This is a genomic window from uncultured Arenimonas sp. (assembly GCF_963976025.1).
Lineage (GTDB): Bacteria > Pseudomonadota > Gammaproteobacteria > Xanthomonadales > Xanthomonadaceae > Arenimonas.
In genome coordinates, this window is record NZ_CAXBJS010000074.1 from 1 (window position 1) to 13,385 (window position 13,385).

The 13,385-nt window shown below is 70.4% G+C and carries 10 protein-coding genes; 2 read left to right on the forward strand and 8 right to left on the reverse strand.

All coding sequences use genetic code 11. The features are described 5' to 3' along the window. The 5 genes from AACZ35_RS07500 to nudE all read right to left on the reverse strand — a co-directional run. The coding region (locus AACZ35_RS07500; protein ID WP_339827798.1) for a HAMP domain-containing sensor histidine kinase at window positions 1–1,281 on the reverse strand (1,281 nt) is incomplete at its 3' end. Between the two features lie 4 nt (window positions 1,282–1,285). After that, a complete protein-coding gene (locus AACZ35_RS07505; RefSeq protein ID WP_339827801.1) occupies window positions 1,286–1,999 on the reverse strand; it encodes a response regulator transcription factor in 714 nt (237 codons plus the stop codon). 97 nt (window positions 2,000–2,096) lie between these two features. Beyond that, window positions 2,097–2,915: a nucleoside triphosphate pyrophosphohydrolase gene (gene mazG, locus AACZ35_RS07510; RefSeq protein ID WP_339827803.1), complete on the reverse strand. Its 819-nt coding sequence runs from the start codon at window positions 2,913–2,915 to the stop codon at window positions 2,097–2,099. Then, complete coding sequence (cysQ, locus tag AACZ35_RS07515; protein ID WP_339827805.1) at window positions 2,908–3,708, reverse strand: 3'(2'),5'-bisphosphate nucleotidase CysQ; 801 nt, start codon at window positions 3,706–3,708, stop codon at window positions 2,908–2,910. Before cysQ ends, mazG begins: the two co-directional genes overlap by 8 nt. Further along, window positions 3,705–4,250: an ADP compounds hydrolase NudE gene (nudE, locus tag AACZ35_RS07520; protein ID WP_339827807.1), complete on the reverse strand. Its 546-nt coding sequence runs from the start codon at window positions 4,248–4,250 to the stop codon at window positions 3,705–3,707. The genes cysQ and nudE overlap by 4 nt, the downstream gene beginning before the upstream one ends. A gap of 86 nt (window positions 4,251–4,336) precedes the next feature. Between nudE and bioA the strand changes: the two genes are divergently transcribed. Continuing rightward, window positions 4,337–5,713: an adenosylmethionine--8-amino-7-oxononanoate transaminase gene (gene bioA / locus AACZ35_RS07525; protein WP_339827809.1), complete on the forward strand. Its 1,377-nt coding sequence runs from the start codon at window positions 4,337–4,339 to the stop codon at window positions 5,711–5,713. Continuing rightward, window positions 5,710–6,444: a 16S rRNA (uracil(1498)-N(3))-methyltransferase gene (locus AACZ35_RS07530; protein WP_339827811.1), complete on the forward strand. Its 735-nt coding sequence runs from the start codon at window positions 5,710–5,712 to the stop codon at window positions 6,442–6,444. The genes bioA and AACZ35_RS07530 overlap by 4 nt, the downstream gene beginning before the upstream one ends. Here the strand turns inward: AACZ35_RS07530 and AACZ35_RS07535 are convergent. The 3 genes from AACZ35_RS07535 to AACZ35_RS07545 are packed head-to-tail and all read right to left on the reverse strand — an operon-like array spanning window position 6,441 to window position 13,371. Then, window positions 6,441–6,917: a chemotaxis protein CheW gene (locus tag AACZ35_RS07535; RefSeq protein ID WP_339827813.1), complete on the reverse strand. Its 477-nt coding sequence runs from the start codon at window positions 6,915–6,917 to the stop codon at window positions 6,441–6,443. The genes AACZ35_RS07530 and AACZ35_RS07535 overlap by 4 nt on opposite strands. 21 nt (window positions 6,918–6,938) lie before the next feature. Next, complete coding sequence (locus AACZ35_RS07540) at window positions 6,939–8,564, reverse strand: chemotaxis protein CheB (RefSeq protein WP_339827815.1); 1,626 nt, start codon at window positions 8,562–8,564, stop codon at window positions 6,939–6,941. Then, window positions 8,557–13,371, reverse strand: coding sequence for an Hpt domain-containing protein (locus AACZ35_RS07545; protein ID WP_339827817.1), 4,815 nt, complete (start codon window positions 13,369–13,371; stop codon window positions 8,557–8,559). The genes AACZ35_RS07540 and AACZ35_RS07545 overlap by 8 nt, the downstream gene beginning before the upstream one ends. Between the last annotated feature and the right edge of the window lie 14 nt (window positions 13,372–13,385).

Here is a 13,385-nt window from a genome sequence, read left to right on the forward strand (position 1 = left end):
GAAACTCAGGATCGCGGTGGTGCCCTCGCCCGGCCGGCTTTCCAGGCGCACCGGCCAGCCGTAACGGTGCGAGAGCCGCTGCACGATGGACAGGCCGATGCCCTGGCCTTCCTTGCCCGGGTTGGCGGCGCGGTAGAAGGGTTCGAACACCCGCGCCAGCACGGTTTCGTCCATGCCCACGCCGGTATCCGCGACCGCGATCTCGCCGTGGCGCACCGTCACGGTGACGCTGCCGGCATCGGTGTAGTTGCAGGCGTTGCGCAGCAGGTTGCTCAGCATCACCGACAGCACCCGCGCCGGCGCGTGCAGGTGGAATCCCTGTTCGACCCGGCAGCTGACTTCGACCGGCTTGCCGGCGACCAGCAGGCGGGCTTTTTCGACTTCTTCCTGCACGACCTCGGCGACGTCGAAGTCCACGTCCGGCAGGCCGGTGTCGCCTTCGCGGGCCAGGATCAGGAAGGCTTCGATCAGCGCTTCCATGTCGCGCCCGGCGCCCTGGATGCGGCCCAGGGCCTTGCGCGCCATCGGCGACAGGCTGTCGTCGCCGGCCATCATGTCGCCGGCCACACGGATGACGGTGAGCGGCGTGCGCAGCTCGTGCGAGGCGTCGCGGGTGAAGTCGCGCTCACGCTGCACGAAATTTTCGATGCGGCTGGCGAACTCGTGCAGCGACTGCGCCAGCACCAGGGTTTCGCCTTCGACGTCGGTGGGCAGGTTTTCCGGACTCAGCAGGGCCGGTTCGGGCTGCTTGGGGTCCCAGCGCTGGACCTGCGAGGCCAGCCAGATCACCGGCGACACGGCGCGCCGGGAGGCGCGGTAGGTCGTCCAGGCGATCACGTAGATCACCACCAGCACGATCGCCAGCGGCGCCATGCCGAACCAGAAGGCCAGGCTGTCGACCTGTTCCTGCTTGAACAGCAGGTAGAGCCGGTGGCCGTTACGATCCTGGTCCACCAGCACCAGCGAACCGCCCTGCGCCCGCGGCAGGGCGTGGAAGCCCGGCGCGAGGCTGCGGATCGTTTCCGGCACGCGTGCGGCATCGGCGCCGGCAGGCAGCAGGTAGCCGGTCATGTTGTAGGTGTCGGGCACTTCCGCGCCCGGGTTGGCCTGCATGCGCTGCCAGTAGTGCGCGGCCTCTTCCTGCAGGGCCTGCTGGATCAGCACGTGCTTGAGCACGGCCGAGGCGCCGTAAACGCCCAGGACCGCGGCGAAGCTGATCGCCGCGGCCTGCAGGATGAAGGCGGTCCAGATCTTGCGACGCAGTCCCTTGCGATGCGGCATGGCGTCAGCCGGCCGGGGGGGCATCGAGGTCGGCGATGCGGTAGCCGGCGGTCTGCACGGTATGCAGCAGCGGACGGTCGAACGGCCGGTCGATGGCCTTGCGCAGGTTGTACAGGTGGCTGCGCAGGGTGTCGGAATCGGGCAGGCCGTCGCCCCAGATCTCGCGTTCGATGTCGCGGCGGGTGACCACGCGCGGCGATTCGCGCATCAGGATGGTCAGCAGGCGCAGGCCGATCGGCGAGAGCTGGATTTCCTGGCCGGCGCGGGTGACGCGCAGGCTGGCGGTATCGAGCACCAGGTCGGCCACCTTCAGCACCTCGGCGCTGACCTGGCGGCGGTCGCGGCGGATGAGCGCGCGCACGCGGGCCTCGAGCTCCTGGATGGCGAAGGGCTTGACCAGGTAGTCGTCGGCGCCGGCCTCCAGGCCCACCACCTTGTCGTTGAGGGTGTCGCGGGCGGTCAGCATCAGCACCGGGGTCGACTTCTTGGCCTCGTTGCGCAGGCGGCGGCAGACTTCCAGGCCGTCCATGCGCGGCAGCATCAGGTCCAGCACGATCACGTCGTAGCTGTTGTCGGCGGCGAGCCGGTAGCCGTCCTGGCCGTCGGTGGCGTAATCGACGCCAAAGCCTTTGGATTCAAGATATTCGCCAACCATTTCGGAAAGGTTTCGGTTGTCTTCGACCACAAGGATCAGGCCGGCCGGGTCATCGCGTCGCATGGGTGCTCCTTCAGGATGTGAAGAGGGTGTCTTCAGCTTTGTGAAGATTAGACCCGGACCCCGGTGATTCGGATGTGAAGCCCCCGGCAAGGCGGCGTCAAGGCGACCCGGCCTTTTCTTCGGCCTTGGCTCGGTTCCAGTAGCTGTCCTGGTCTTCCAGCGACAGCGCCGACAGGTCCACGCCCTCCCCGGCCGCCAGCTTTTCCATGCGCCGGAAGCGGCGTTCGAACTTGGCATTGGCCCGGCGCAGCGCGGCGCCAAAATCAACCTTGCCGTGGCGGGTAAGGTTGGCGACCACGAACAGCACGTCGCCCAGTTCGTCCTCCAGGCGGTCGCGCGCGGCCTCGTCGCCGGCGGCGACGGCGTCGAACTCGACCCGCACCTCTTCGATTTCCTCGTGCAGCTTGGCGATCACCGGGGCGGGGCCAGGCCAGTCGAAGCCCAGGGTGGCGGCGCGTTTTTGCAGCTTCACCGCGCGCTGCCATTCCGGCAGGCCGCGGGTGATGCCGGCCAGCACGCTGGTGTCCCGGGTGCCGCTGGCCTGGCGCTCCTGGCGCTTGAGCTCTTCCCAGTTGGCCAGCTGCGCCTCGGCGTCGGCCTGGCAGGCGGCGTCGCCGAACACGTGCGGGTGGCGGCGGATCATCTTGTCGTTGATGGCCGCGGCGACGTCGGCGAAGGCGAAGTGCCCGGCCTCTTCGGCCATGCGGGCATGGAAGACCACCTGCAGCAGCAGGTCGCCCAGTTCGTCCCTGAGGTCGGCCATGTCGCCGCGCTGGATGGCGTCGGCGACTTCGTAGGCTTCTTCGATGGTGTAGGGCGCGACGGTGGCGAAGTTTTGCGCCACGTCCCAGGGGCAGCCGCGTTCGGGGTCGCGCAGGCGCGCCATGATCGCCAGCAGCTCGTCGATTTCAGCCATCGGTGGTTTCGCCCAGCCAGTCGCGCCAGGGCAGCGAGGTGTCGCCAAGCGCGATGAAAAACGGGTTGAGGATGTTTTCCTTGCGGTTGTAGTCCAGCGGCGTGCCGTCCAGGCGCAGCACGGCGCCGCCGGCGGCCTCGAGCACGCACTGCGCCGCGGCGGTGTCCCATTCGCTGGTGGGGCCGAAGCGCGGGTAGACGTCGATGCTGCCTTCGGCGATGCGGCAGAACTTGAGCGACGAACCCAGGCCGTGGCGTTCGGTGTCGCCCATGCGCGCCAGCGCGGCGGCGGTGCGCTCGTCGAGGTGCGAACGGCTGGCGGCGACGCGCAGCGGCGAGGTCGCCGGCCGGCGGGTCTGCAGGGGCATGTCCTGGCCACGTTCGCGCAGGAAGGCGCCGACGCCGGCCTCGGCGTGCAGCAGGTAGTCGGGCACCGGCGCGAACACCACGCCCAGCACCGGCCGGCCGTCTTCGATCAGCGCGATGTTGACGGTGAACTCGCCGTTCTTCTTGACGAACTCGCGGGTGCCGTCGAGCGGATCGACCAGCCAGTGCCGCGACCACTGCCGGCGGACGTCCCAGGGGATGTCGGCGTCTTCTTCGCTCAGCACCGGGATGTCGGGCGCCAGCCGGCGCAGGCCTTCGACGATGATCCGGTGCGAGGCCAGGTCGGCCTGGGTGAGCGGCGAGTCGTCGTCCTTGGTTTCCACGCTGAAATCGCGCGCATACACCGACAGGATGGCGTCGCCGGCCTCGCGGGCCAGGCCGATGCAGGCCTCGCGCAGTGGATTCACCCTCGCTCCTTCAACAGTTCGCGCACGATGAACAGGGCGGCCAGCGAACGGCCTTCCGAACAGTCTTCGCGCAGCATCAGGTCCGACAGCCGGTCGAACTTCCAGGGCACGACCTCCAGCTCCTCGGGCTCGTCGCCGGGCAGGCGCTCGGGGTAGAGGTCTTCGGCCAGCACCAGGTGGATCTGGTGGCTCATGTAACCCGGCGCCAGCGTGATCGAGCGCACCAGGCTGAGCTTGCGCGCGCCCATGCCCACTTCTTCCTTGAGCTCGCGGTTGGCCGCTTCCTCGACGGTTTCGCCGGCGTCCATGCGGCCCTTGGGCAGGCCCAGTTCGTAGCGGTGGGTGCCGGCGGCGTATTCGCGGATAAGCAGCACGGTGCCCGGTTCGGGCACGGCGGCGATGATCACCGAGCCGTGGCCACCGCTGACCAGGCGCTCGTAGCGCCGGCGCTCGCCATTGCTGAACTCCAGGTGCAGGATTTCGCGGCGGCCGCTTTCCAGGGGCTGTTCTTCGCGGGCATGGATGGTCGGCAAGGGACGCATCGGTCGATTCTAGCCGCTGCCGCCGCCGGCGTCCCGGCGCCCGTACCCGGTTGGACAGGCGGCGCCGGGCACCGGATCATCCGCGCATGGACAAACAAGCCACAATCCACGGCCTGGACGAAGCCGCCTGGCGCAAACGCGACCTGGATGTCGTCTGGCACCCGTGCACCCAGATGAAGGAACACCCCGGCACCCTGCCCCTGGTGCCGATCCGGCGCGGCCGCGGCGCCTGGCTCGAAGGCGTGGACGGCAAGCGTTACCTCGACGCCGGCAGCAGCTGGTGGACCAACCTGTTCGGCCACGGCGAGCCCCGCATCGCCGAGGCCATCGGCAAGCAGGCGCGCGAGCTCGAGCACGTCATCTACGCCGGTTTCTCGCATGCGCCGGGCCTGGCCCTGGCCGAGTCCCTGCTCGAACGCGCGCCGCCGGGCCTGGCCCGGGTCTTTTACGCCGACAACGGCTCGGCGGCGATCGAAGTGGCGCTGAAGATGAGCTTCCACAGCCACCTCAACCGCGGCGACGGCCAGCGCACCCGCTTCATCTCGCTCACCAACGGCTACCACGGCGAAACCATCGGCGCGCTGTCGATGGGCGACATCCCGCTGTATCGCCGGGTGTATGCACCGCTGCTGCTCGAACCCCTGTTCGCGCCCTCGCCCGACGCCTACGAGGCGGAGCCCGGCGAGTCAGCCGAAGCCTGCGCCCTTCGCCGCGCCGATGACCTGGCTGCGATCCTGGAGGCCCATGCCGGCAGCGTCTGCGCGCTGGTGCTCGAACCGCTGGTGCAGTGCGCCGGCGGCATGCGCATGTTCCACCCGGCCTACCTGCGCCGGGCCCGCGAGCTGTGCGACGCCCACGGCGTGCACCTGATCGCCGACGAAATCGCCGTCGGCTTCGGCCGCACCGGCACGCTGTTCGCCTGCGAACAGGCCGGCATCACGCCCGACTTCCTGTGCCTGTCCAAGGGCCTGACCGGCGGTTTCCTGCCGATGTCGGCGGTACTGACCACCGCCCATGTGTACGAAGCTTTCCTGGACGACTCGCGCGAACGCGCCTTCCTGCATTCGCACAGCTACACCGGCAACCCGCTGGGCTGCGCCGCGGCGCTGGCTTCACTGGCCATCTTCGACAGCGACGACGTGCTGGCGCGCAACCGCGGCACCGCCGCGCGAATGGCGGCGCTGGCGGCGCCGCTGGCGGCCCATCCGAACGTGGCCGACGTGCGCCAGACGGGCATGGTCCTGGCGATCGAACTGGTGGCCGATCGCCGGACCCGCGCGCCCTTCCCCGCCGCCGACCGGCGCGGCCTGCGCGCCTACCGGCATGCGCTGGAACGCGGCGTGGTGCTGCGGCCGCTGGGCGACATCCTGTACTGGATGCCGCCCTACTGCGTCGGCGAAGAAGAGCTGGCGCTGCTTGCCGACGTCACCACCACCGCCATCGAAGAGGCCTGCCGGGCATGAGGACCATTCGCTGCTACGTCGACCAGCCGCTGGCGCCCGGCGGCCTGGCCACCCTGTCGGAAACCGCCACCGGCCACCTGGTGCGCGTGCTGCGCCTGGGCGTGGGCGACCCGGTGGTGCTGTTCAACGGCGACGGCCACGACTTCGCGGCGCGGCTGGTGTCGCTGGGCAAACGCGGCGCCCAGGCGGAGGTCACCGACGCCCGGCCGGTGGCGAACGAATCGCCGCTGCGGCTGACCCTGGCCCAGGGCATTGCCCGCGGCGACAAGATGGACCTGGTGCTGCAAAAGGGCACGGAGCTGGGCGTGGCGGCCTTCGTGCCGGTCAATACCGAACGCACCGAGGTGAAACTCGACGCCGAACGCACCGCCAAGCGCCTGGCGCACTGGCAGGGCATCCTGGCCGCGGCCTGCGAACAGAGCGGGCGGGCGCGCCTGCCCCGGTTGGGCGAGCCGGTGTCGCTGGCCAACTACGCCGTGGCGGAAAGCGCGCCGGTGAAACTGGTGCTCGACCCGCAGGCCGACCTGGGCCTGCACGACCTGGCGCTGCCGGCCGCCGCGGAAGTGGCGCTGCTGGTTGGCCCCGAAGGCGGCCTGTCGGAACGTGACCTGGCCACGGCCCGCGCCGCCGGCTTCACCGGCCTGCGCCTGGGCCCGCGCATCCTGCGCACGGAAACGGCGGGGCTGGCGGCGATTGCGGCGCTGCAGGCGCTATACGGCGACCTGGCCTAAGCGGCGGCCTGGGCCTGGTCGAGGGCTTTCTGGATCAGCAGCTCGACGCTTAGCAGGTCGGGCACCACCGCCGGGTCATCGTTGAGCGTGACGCGGGCGTGCACGCCCAGCGGCAGGTCCTTGATGTCGTGCGACTGCTTCAGGCCCTGGTTGGAAACCGTTACCAGGCGCGGGAAGCCCTGCGACAGCACGGCAAAAAACGGGAGCTTGGGGTTGCCACCCAGCGCCTTGAGCACGGCGACCTTGGCGCCCATCTGGCCGTCTTCCTCCGACCAGCCGGCCAGGCGCGAGAACGACAGCAGCGGCAGCCGCCAGCCGCGCCAGCGCACGCGGCCAAGCAGCCACTGCGGGGCATTGGCCAGGATCTCCGGCTCGGAATAGGTGATCACCTCGGCCACGCTGGCGTTTGGCAGCAACAGCCGGCTGCCGGTCACCGAGATCAACACGCCGCGGATATCACGCTGGGCGTTCATGCCATTCCTCCGGAAAACACGTTAATGCCACCGCTCGACGATGCGGGCGGCGAGATCGGCCGGCGCGCCCGAGGCGGCTCCGGCCTGGGCCACCGCATCGGCGGCGACCGGATCGAAACAACCGGACGGATCCTGGGCCAGGACCAGGCCGCCGGCGGCGTGGATTTCAAGCACGGCCGTCACCAGCGCCGAATCGGCGCCGCTGAGCACCAGCACGCCGCTTTCCGCCGGAGGCAGCGCGGCCAATACCGCGGCGAGGTCGCCGCTGGTGAAGGCCAGGTTGTCACCGTCGCGGCGGGCACCCATGCCCGGCGGCAGCACCGCCACGCGGCCGGGATAGGCCAGCTTGCCGTTCTGGGCCAGGTCCACCGGCATCCGGCTGGCCTTGGCCAGCTGGTCGACCAGGCGGTCGTGCTTGCCGGTGTCGAGATGCTGGTACAGCAGCACCGGCAGCGGCAGGTTCACCGGCAGCGCGGCCAGCAGCTGGCGCACCGCATCGGGGCCGCCCAGGCCGGCCAGCACCAGCAGGGCGCCGGCGTGCATGGACTGGCTGGGCGCGGCGTCCTGCTCGGCCAGGCTCAGGCGGCTCGTCGCCTGTTCGGCCCGGCCGGGGCTGGGCGCGAAGGAAACTTCAACCGGCGTGTCCGGCGGCGTGTCGTCCATCGGCGCCAGCTCGAGGTTGCCGAAGCCACCAAAGCCGCCCGTGCGCGGACCCGCCGGGGGCGGTGATGGCGCAGCCGGTTCGTCGGCGGCGGCGGTCGCGGCCGGCGCGGCGCCCTCTTCGAAGCTGATGTCGAATTCCGGGTCGCGGGCTTCCTGGCGCTGGTCCTTGGCCTCGAAGGCCTCGAGCTGCGCGGCCAGCGCGGCCACGTCGTCGTCGAGCGTGTCGGCCGGCGGCGCGTCGTCGTCGTCGGAAAAACTGGAGAACCGCACCGGCTCGTCGGAAAGCTGCATGTCGGCCAGCAGCGGTTCGTCGGCCGGGTCGGGCGCGTCGTAGTCGGGTTCGGGTTCGTCGCCAGGGGCGCTGCCGCCGCCGGCCAGGGCCTGTTCCAGGCCGCTGAGGTCGAGGTCGAGGTCCAGGTCTTCGTCCGGGGCCTGGATTTCGGCGGCGCCGGCCGGTTCTTCGTCACGCGGTTCGTCGGAAAGCTTGGGCTGGGTCGGCACCCACTCGGACAGGTCCACCGACTCGGAGGCGTAGTCCTCGAGCCTGGCGTCGGCCATCACGTCGGACGGCTTGGGCGGCGCGCCCGGCTCCATGCGCGAGAGGTCCATCTGCGGCAGCGGGTCGGCGTCGCCCGGCACCGGCGGCAGCACGTCGGAGCCAACCAGCTTGGCCGCCAGGTGGCGGGCCCAGCGGGCCAGGTCCCAGCCGTCGAGCCCGCGGGTGACCTCGGCATCGTCGTAGAGCACCTGCACGTCGTGCTGCCCGAGCAGGTCCTCGAAACGTTCCAGGGCGTCTTCGATGGCCGGTTCCAGGCTCACCAGCACCACGCGCGGCGAATGGCCGGCGACGGTGGCGGGGTCGAGTTCGGCCGGGTCGCCTTCGGCAACCAGTTCGGCGCCCAGCTCGGCCAGCGCCCGGCGCAACTGGTCGCGGGCATCACCCGGGCGGGCCAGCAGCGCAACGCGCACCGCTGCCTCAGCCATTGACCTGCTCCTGTTCGATACCAAGCATCTCGAGCACGTTCCGCATCAGTTCGACTTCCTGGTAGGGCTTGCCGAGATAGCGGTTCACGCCGATGTCGAAGGCGCGCTGGCGATGTTTTTCGCCCGTACGCGAGGTGATCATGATGATCGGCACGTCCTTCATGCGGCCGTCCGAACGCATGTTCTGCGCCAGCTCGTAGCCGTCCATGCGCGGCATTTCGATGTCGAGCAGCATCAGGTCGGGGATGCGCTCGGCCATCTTCTCGATGGCGTCGATGCCGTCCTTCGCGGTCATGACCTCGAAGTTGTGGCGCTCGAGCACGCGGCCGGTGACCTTGCGCATGGTGATCGAGTCGTCGACCACCATCACCACCGGCACGCGGTGGGCCTTGACCGGCGGTGCGGCGGCGGCCGCGGCGGCCTCCGCGGCGTGGTCGATCGTGGCCTGGCGGCGCACCAGCGGCGCAACGTCGAGGATAACGACCACGCGGCCGTCACCCATGATGGTGGCGCCGAAGATGCCCGGGATCGAGTTGACCTGCGGACCCACCGGCTTGACCACGATTTCCTTGCTGCCCAGCACCTGGTCGATGCAGATGGCGGCGCGCAGGTCACCGGAGCGGGCCAGCAGCAGCGGCATCTGCAGGCTGTCCTGGGCCTTGGCGGTGGCGTGGCCGATCAGGCGGCCCAGGTCGTGGATGGCGTAGGACTCGCCGGCGTAGCTGAAGCTGGGTTCGCCGCTGGCGAGCTGCTTGTCGAGTTCCTCGCGGCTGATGCGGCCCACGCCCTGCACCGAGGCGATGGGCACCGCGTAGCTGGTGTCGCCGATCTTGACGAACACCGCCTGGGTAACCGCCAGGGTGAACGGCAGGCGGATGGTGAAGGTGCTGCCCTTGCCCTGTTCGGAGTCGATGATGAGCGTGCCGCCGAGCTGGCGGATTTCGCTGTACACCACGTCCATGCCGACACCACGGCCGGCCAGGCGGCTGACCTGGGCGGCGGTGGAGAAGCCGGTTTCCAGGATGAAGCCGTACAGCGCCTGGTCGGAGACTTCGGCGTCGGGCTTGAGCAGGCCACGTTCGATGGCCTTCTTGCGGATCGCTTCCTTGTCCAGGCCGCGGCCGTCGTCGCTGATCTTGAGCACGACTTCCGAACCTTCGCGCAGCACCTGCACGCGGACCGTGCCCTCCTCGGGCTTCTTGGCCTTGCGGCGGTCGGCCGGGGTTTCCAGGCCGTGGGCGACGGCGTTGCGCAGCATGTGTTCCAGCGGCGCGGTCATGCGGTCGAGGACGTTGCGGTCCATTTCGCCGCTGGCGCCGTCGACCTTGAGGTTGACCTGCTTGCCGGTTTCGCTGCCGGACTGGCGCAGCACGCGGCGCAGGCGCGGCACCAGCGCGTCGAAGGGCACCATGCGCGTGCGCATCAGGCCTTCCTGCAGGTCCGAGCTGACGCGCGACTGCTGCAGCAGCAGGGTTTCGTACTGGCGCACGAGGTCGTCGAGCGAACCCTGCAGGCTGGTCAGGTCGGCCGCGGATTCGCCCAGCGAACGCGAAAGCTGCTGCTGGGTGGTGAAACGGTCGAGCTCGAGCGGGTCGAAGGTTTCTTCGCTGACGTCGCCTTCGCGCTGGTAGCGCGCGATGATCTGCGCCTCGGTTTCGATGTCGAGCTTGCGCAGCTGGTCGCGCAGGCGGGTGGTGGTCTGGCCGAGTTCGCCGAGGTTGCTGCGGAACGCGCCGAGCTGCTGCTCGAGGCGTGCGCGGTAGATGGCGACTTCGCCGGCGTAGTTGACCAGGCGGTCGAGCAGGTCGGCGCGGATGCGCACCTGTTCCTGCGGGGCGCGCACGCCCGAACCGTCGTCTTCTTCGCCCAGGCCTTCGATGGGCGCCGACAGCGGCGCCAGGCCGTCCGCGGACGGACCGATCGAGAACTGCGCGGCGCGGCTGATCGCCGCTTCCTCGGCTTCGGCCGCCTTGCGGTCGAGCGCGGTTTCGCGCGGTGCCGCGGGCGCCTGTTCGGCGGCCGGGGCCTGTTCCGGGGCCGGTTCGCTGGCGTCGAGCGGCTTGCCCTTGGCCAGGGCGTCGATCTGCGCGATCAGGTTGGCCGGCAGGGCGATGGCCTTGCGGTCGCCGACGCGGGTGACCATGACGTGCAGGCGGTCGAAGGCGCGTTCGAGCACGACCACGCCGGCCGGGTCGAGTTCGCGGCGGCCTTCGGCGACGACCTCGAGCAGCGACTCCATGGCGTGGCCCAGTTCGCCGACCGGGAAGATGCCGGCCATGCGGGCGCCGCCCTTGAGCGTGTGCAGGTCGCGCTGCAGGCCGACGACCAGTTCGCGGTCGGCGGGGTTGTCCCGCAGGTCGGCCAGCATGCCGTCGGAGTGGTCGAGCAGGTCTTCGGACTCTTCCAGGAAGATGTCCAGGTCGGTGGTGTCGAGCGCGGCGTCCGGGTCTTCCGGATCCACGGCCAGCGGCACGTGGGCGCGCGCGCCGGTGTCGGTGGTTTCGGCGGCTTCGGGCTCGGCGGTTTCGACGGCTTCGGCTTCGACGGCTTGCGCTTCGGTGACCTCGGGCTCGATGACCTCGGGCTCGATGACTTCGGGCTCGACGACCTCGGGTTCGATCACTTCGGGCTCGGTGACTTCGGGCTCGGCGGCGGCTTCGGCCGACTCCGGCGAGGTCAGCTTCTCGAGCTCCTCGAGCGACATGCCGTAGAAATCGTCGGCCGGCGCGGCGGCTTCCGCCGATTCACCGGCGGCAGCTTCGGCAGCCGCGGCTTCGGCGGCAGCCTGAGCGGCGGCGGCAGCCTCGGCTTCCGCAGCCTCGGCGGCGGCCTGCGCGGCGGCGGCTTCGGCGGCAGCCAGGGCGGCCGCTTCTTCCGCCATCCGGGCCTCTTCGGCCTGGCGGGCTTCTTCGGCGGCGCGGGTTTCTTCGGCGATGCGGGCCTCTTCAGCCACGCGCGCCTCTTCGGCAAGGCGGGCTTCTTCGGCCTGTCGTGCCTCTTCGGCAACGCGCGCTTCTTCGGCGGCGCGGGCTTCGGCCTCGGCGGCTTCGGCTGCCGCGGCTTCGGCGGCGGCGGCTTCGGCGGCGGCAAGCTCGGCGGCTTCGGCGGCCAGGCGGGCTTCTTCTTCGGCAGCCTGGGCGGCGGCTTCTTCGGCGGCGCGCGCCTGGGCGGCTTCGGCCTCGCGGGCGGCTTCTTCGGCGGCAGCGGCTTCGGCGGCGGCCTCGGCGGCGGCAGCCTCGGCGGCTTCGGCTTCCGCCGCGGCCTTCAGCGCGGCCTCGGCGGCCTGCAGTTCTTCGTCGGAAAGCGCGTCGCCGGTTTCGACCTCGCTGATCGAAAGCATCGGCGCCCCGCCCTCTTCGGCCGGCGCAGCGGCGTCGGACAGGAAGGCTTCGAGCGAGATGCGCTCCGATTCCGGGGTTTCGCCCGGCATTTCGGCGGTTTGTGCGCCCTGTTCGTCGGCCGCGGCGAAGGCCTGGTCGTCGAGCGGCATGTCGAAGCTGGGCAGGCCGGACAGGTCCGGCGCCTCGAGCGCAACCGCGGTGGGCAGTTCACCCGTGGTGTGGGCGTCTTCCGGACCCATCGGCGACAGCGGGCTCGTGGCTTCGGGCATCGCGTCGCGCAGCGCGGCAACCTGCGCGGAGAGATCGGAATAATCGGGCAGCGTGGCGCCGGGGCGCTCGAGCACTTCGATGGTTTCGCGGATGGCGTTGGCGACGCTGGCCACCACGTCCACGCCGGACTGGTCGGGCACGGCCCCGGCCGCGAGCGAACGCTTGAGGAACCCTTCCAGCGGCGAGGTGATGCTGGTGAGCGCGGTGACTTCGGTCATCGCGAAGGCACCATTCATGGTGTGCACCGAACGCAGCAGCGGGTCGCTGACCGGCTGCGGGCCACCGGCGGCGCTGGCGGCGAGCCAGGCGTCGATGGTTTCCAGGTGGCCGGCGACTTCGGGCTTGAGGATTTCGAACAGCACCGGGTCGATGGCGAAACCGGTGTCGGGCGTCGGCGGCACCAGCGGGCCGGTGTCGTAATCGGCCGCGGGCGCCGGGGTTTCGGCTTCGAAAGCCGGCATCCCGGCTTCGACTTCCGGCTCGGGCAGCGAAGGCTCGGGCGTGGCCTGCGGCGCTTCGGCGCCGGCCGCGGAAACGGGCTCGTAGAAGGTTTCTTCGCCGGCGGCCACACGTTCGGCCACGGCTTCGATGCCGGAAAGGTCGGCATGCACGGTTTCGCCCTGCAGGGCGGCGCGCAGCAGGGGCAAGGTGTTGAAGGCGTTTTCGATCAGCGACACCACCGCCGGGCTGGCGGTGCGGGTTCCGTCGAGCACGCGGTTGAGCATGGACTCGACCTTCCAGCTGAACTCGCCCAGGGTCTTGGCGCCGACCAGGCGACCGCTGCCCTTGAGCGTATGGAAGACGCGGCGGATGGGCCGCAGCTGCTCCATGTTGTCCGGCTGCTTGCGCCAGGTGGGCAGCAGTTGTTCGAGGTTGCCGATTTCTTCCTGGAATTCCTCCAGGAAAACTTCGCGGATCTCGTCGTCGATCTCGTCGCTGGTGCCGTCGAAACCACCGATGACCGGCAACCCGGCGCTGGCGGCGGCGACTTCGGCCACCGGCTCGGGCTCGGGCGCCGACTCGGGCGCCGCAGGTTCGGGCTCGTAGGCCTGCACCGGTTCCGGCTCGAAGGCCGGCTCGGGCGCGGCTTGTTCCGGCGCGGCAAGTTCGGGCGGCAGCTCGAGGTCGATGCCAAGGTCCGGGTAGGCGGGTTCTTCCGGCGCCGCGGCTTGCGGTTCCGGGGTCGGTTCCGGCATCGGCTCGGGTTCGG

Excerpts from the sequence above, each read along its gene's own strand:
- AACZ35_RS07505 (WP_339827801.1), bottom strand. The coding sequence starts at position 1,999 with ATGCGACGCGATGACCCGGCCGGCCTGATCCTTGTGGTCGAAGACAAC.
- mazG (WP_339827803.1), bottom strand. The coding sequence starts at position 2,915 with ATGGCTGAAATCGACGAGCTGCTGGCGATCATGGCGCGCCTGCGCGAC.
- nudE (WP_339827807.1), bottom strand. The coding sequence starts at position 4,250 with ATGCGTCCCTTGCCGACCATCCATGCCCGCGAAGAACAGCCCCTGGAA.
- bioA (WP_339827809.1), top strand. The coding sequence starts at position 4,337 with ATGGACAAACAAGCCACAATCCACGGCCTGGACGAAGCCGCCTGGCGC.
- AACZ35_RS07530 (WP_339827811.1), top strand. The coding sequence starts at position 5,710 with ATGAGGACCATTCGCTGCTACGTCGACCAGCCGCTGGCGCCCGGCGGC.
- AACZ35_RS07535 (WP_339827813.1), bottom strand. The coding sequence starts at position 6,917 with ATGAACGCCCAGCGTGATATCCGCGGCGTGTTGATCTCGGTGACCGGC.
- AACZ35_RS07540 (WP_339827815.1), bottom strand. The coding sequence starts at position 8,564 with ATGGCTGAGGCAGCGGTGCGCGTTGCGCTGCTGGCCCGCCCGGGTGAT.
- AACZ35_RS07545 (WP_339827817.1), bottom strand. The coding sequence starts at position 13,371 with ATGCCGGAACCGACCCCGGAACCGCAAGCCGCGGCGCCGGAAGAACCC.